Below are 3,058 nucleotides of genomic sequence, written 5' to 3' on the forward strand. Positions count from 1 at the left end.
ACGATCTCTATGAATCACACACTTGGAAATTACGGCTCCGACTCTGCACTAGCTAATTCCTGATACTGTAGTTTTTGGTCACATCTGGCAGATCACCTTACCACTAACTTAAAGGTAACTGAGTGCCAAAAGCCGACATTTTTTACTATTCCTACTAAGTTATGATATCTGTGACTTTATCTATTTGACGTCTTCACCCCTTTAGAGCTCATTAGAGTAGTAAGCCGTATTCGTTTCCGACACAATACTAGAAACTACCATAACCTATTGTGAATTATTAAGAAGTGAAGTAATGTTCAGCGTATTGAACATTACAAAAACATTAAAGAACCATGTGTTATATATGGATCTTTTCGGCTAATACGCTTTATATGTAAAGAATTCCGCCAGGGGTTTGCTGGTGCCACAGAAGTGCGGAAAGATATAAAAAAATCCAGCAAAAAGTCTGAACGTCCTATGCTCTGGCATATTGAAAGACTAGGACATTGTTAATTAGGAGATGCCTATGGCACAACCAAAATTAGCAGGTTCAGCAAGCTTGCATCTGACACTAGGTGCATTTGGTGCGTTATTCACACTCCTGAGTGTGTCTTTTGTGCCAGTTGTTGCATTTGCTTTAGCCTTGGTTACGGCAATTGTACTAGCTAAGTTGTAACGCTTAGGTGTGTATTCAGTTCGGCTGGCACACCGACCTTTACATAAAAAATGCATCAAACCAGCCAAGAGGGTTGGGATACAATAACTACTCAGCGACTGGCATCACCCTGACTCTGGTTAAACACAACTTGCAATTGAGGATTGCTGCAGTACGTTGGTCAGCTTCAAGCAACAATTGAAATATCCACATTGGGGATCCACAGTTTTTTCCCCATATGGATATACAGAACACCTTCCCCATCCACAATACCCGTTATACTTTGAACTAATTTGCGACTACTTTTTGGATCAATTCCATGAAAATACTGCAATGCCCAGTACTTCCAATCTATTTTCGCGTGCGAAACTCCTCGTTTCAGTTTACTAAGGCACATAAATAATCGCTTTTTCAACTTGGCTTCATGCTTGCTCTTTGCAACAGCCCTAGACGGTTTACCTATCCAAAGGCAACATATTGCTTTGGCACGCAAATACGTTACAAAGCGATAAGCTGACGCCCGATGTCCAGGGAACGCCTCTAAAAATGAGTCAATATCGCTTTGCGTTGGAAGCGTATGCTTTTTTATCGCGCAATGATTTGCAAGGCTTGTTGCTGTGCGGATATACAGACGAATGGTTCGAAGAGAAAGTTGCCCGTTTTGATTTTGTAACATTAGTTTTTCAAGGAATGAACCGATAACCAGGCCCATTTGTGGACTGACTTTGGCATTTCTAAGTATTTGCAAAATCTGGTTTTGTTCTGCATTTTCTTTCTTTAATTCGCTGTCCACCGCGACTAATTTTGTGTCCAAAAGCCAATCAAATAACCGCTTATGCCGTCGGATTTTGGCCACACTAAAATGCTTAACAAGTTGCTCGTAGCTTGGTATCTGCCTCCATTCCGATTCAATAGTCTGAAGAAACGAGGCATATTTATTGACTGCCATTGCTGCAACCGCTGGTCCACGTCTGTCACACAGCCATTTGGAGAAACTCGTAAAATGCTCTTTAAAAAGTGAAGTTTTAAATAAGTGGAGTGTGATTGCTGTTCGCTGGCCAAGAACCCCGAGCCAGTAACACTGCTCGCATACCTTTCCATAACCCGCAGGAAACAATTGATGGCAAAGCTCACACTGGCGACAGCCTTCATCCCTGCAACGCTGGCAAATGCCTTTTCCTGATACGCTATCTACAGTCAGCTTCCTGTATCGATGGCAACGGCTACAAGTCCCTTTACCTGCAGCTGGAGTGCATTTAAAGCAGATCGTTGTGACAATACCAGCCAACTGCTCCCTCCTATATTTCCGGCTTACTTTCCCGCAAAGAGAGCACTTTTCAGGCTCTATAAAATACGGATAGCATTTATTACAGACCGGTCCTCGTTCATGATATTTACCCAGCTTATTTCCACTAACACCACATCGAATACATGGTCTTTTGCTTTCGCACTGACTGCAAATTGCTTGTGGAAGGTGAATTGGGAGCCGCGCTATTTCATTACATTCAGGACAGAGCCTATGTCTGAAAATGCGTTGGTAGCATGCCTGGCAATAAGTATTCCCTTTATAACGCCTGTGAAGAACCTTAGGGTATTTGCCGCATTCAGAACATTCAGGACGAGCCGCAGAGGAGTTTGGTCTATCACTCATTTTTCTGCTTCTTGAAGCTGTTAATCAATTGCTTAAACTTTCGTTGTACCAGGTACTTTGGTGTTGGTTTCCACTCAGAATTACGAGGGGTATTGGTCAGAGTTCGTTTATTGTCAGGTAACTTCTGAACGACGGATAATATGCAAGGCGGAACTAGTTTTAAGTCACCAACAAAAGATTGCCGAGTGATCCCATGACGTATTAGACAGTCGTATAAATTGTCAGGAGAAAGGCGAATAAACTGCATCAAACCATTCAATAAAATATGGCGAATTTCTACCGATAGCTTTTCAAATTTTAGACCTTTTGATTCATCCCTTATCTCCGGCAGTTTAATGTGCAGATCTTCAAAGACTGATCGGATGGATATCGCATTCTTCCTCATTGCTCGTCTTGCAAATGACTCAAGGAAAGACAAATAACTAAAAAGTCCGGCCGAATCCAAATCAACACCAAAGAATGAACTAGTCCCCTTTGAGACGAAGACGTCAACAAACTTTTGTAAGTCGAGTGCATCTTGCGAACAAAGTTCAGTCATATTCGTTTTCAAATCATGGTGACAAGTAGAACAGCGAGCAATATCTTTTATGCCTAAAGATAGCAAGTGTGGTGTGATGGACGATGAACAGAGAGGACACCGATCAACTAAAAGGCAATGATGCTTAGAGCAGGCCGTATGCCAAGCTAACCGCCAATGTAAGCGAAGGTACGGTGATGAATCCTCATAAAGACATTGAGGACACACACTGTATTGTTCGGCGACAATTAGGATG

At 42.2% G+C, this 3,058-nt stretch carries 3 protein-coding genes; 1 reads left to right on the forward strand and 2 read right to left on the reverse strand.

Translation table 11 applies throughout. The annotated features are described in order from the left end of the window. The first annotated feature begins 505 nt into the window (after positions 1 to 505). On the forward strand, positions 506 to 655 hold the full coding sequence (locus tag AAY72_RS16745; RefSeq protein ID WP_156411322.1) for a hypothetical protein: 150 nt from the start codon (positions 506 to 508) through the stop codon (positions 653 to 655). 166 nt (positions 656 to 821) lie between these two features. On the opposite strand, the gene AAY72_RS11305 is transcribed toward AAY72_RS16745, so the two are convergent. Together AAY72_RS11305 and AAY72_RS11310 are read right to left on the reverse strand one after the other, a co-directional pair. Beyond that, complete coding sequence (locus AAY72_RS11305; protein ID WP_156411323.1) at positions 822 to 1,922, reverse strand: hypothetical protein; 1,101 nt, start codon at positions 1,920 to 1,922, stop codon at positions 822 to 824. Between the two features lie 355 nt (positions 1,923 to 2,277). Next, the coding region (locus AAY72_RS11310) for a TniQ family protein (RefSeq protein ID WP_197408408.1) at positions 2,278 to 3,058 on the reverse strand (781 nt) is incomplete at its 5' end.

The sequence above is a fragment of the Alishewanella sp. WH16-1 genome, from assembly GCF_001441695.1.
In the GTDB taxonomy this organism is placed as follows: Bacteria; Pseudomonadota; Gammaproteobacteria; order Enterobacterales; family Alteromonadaceae; genus Alishewanella; species Alishewanella agri.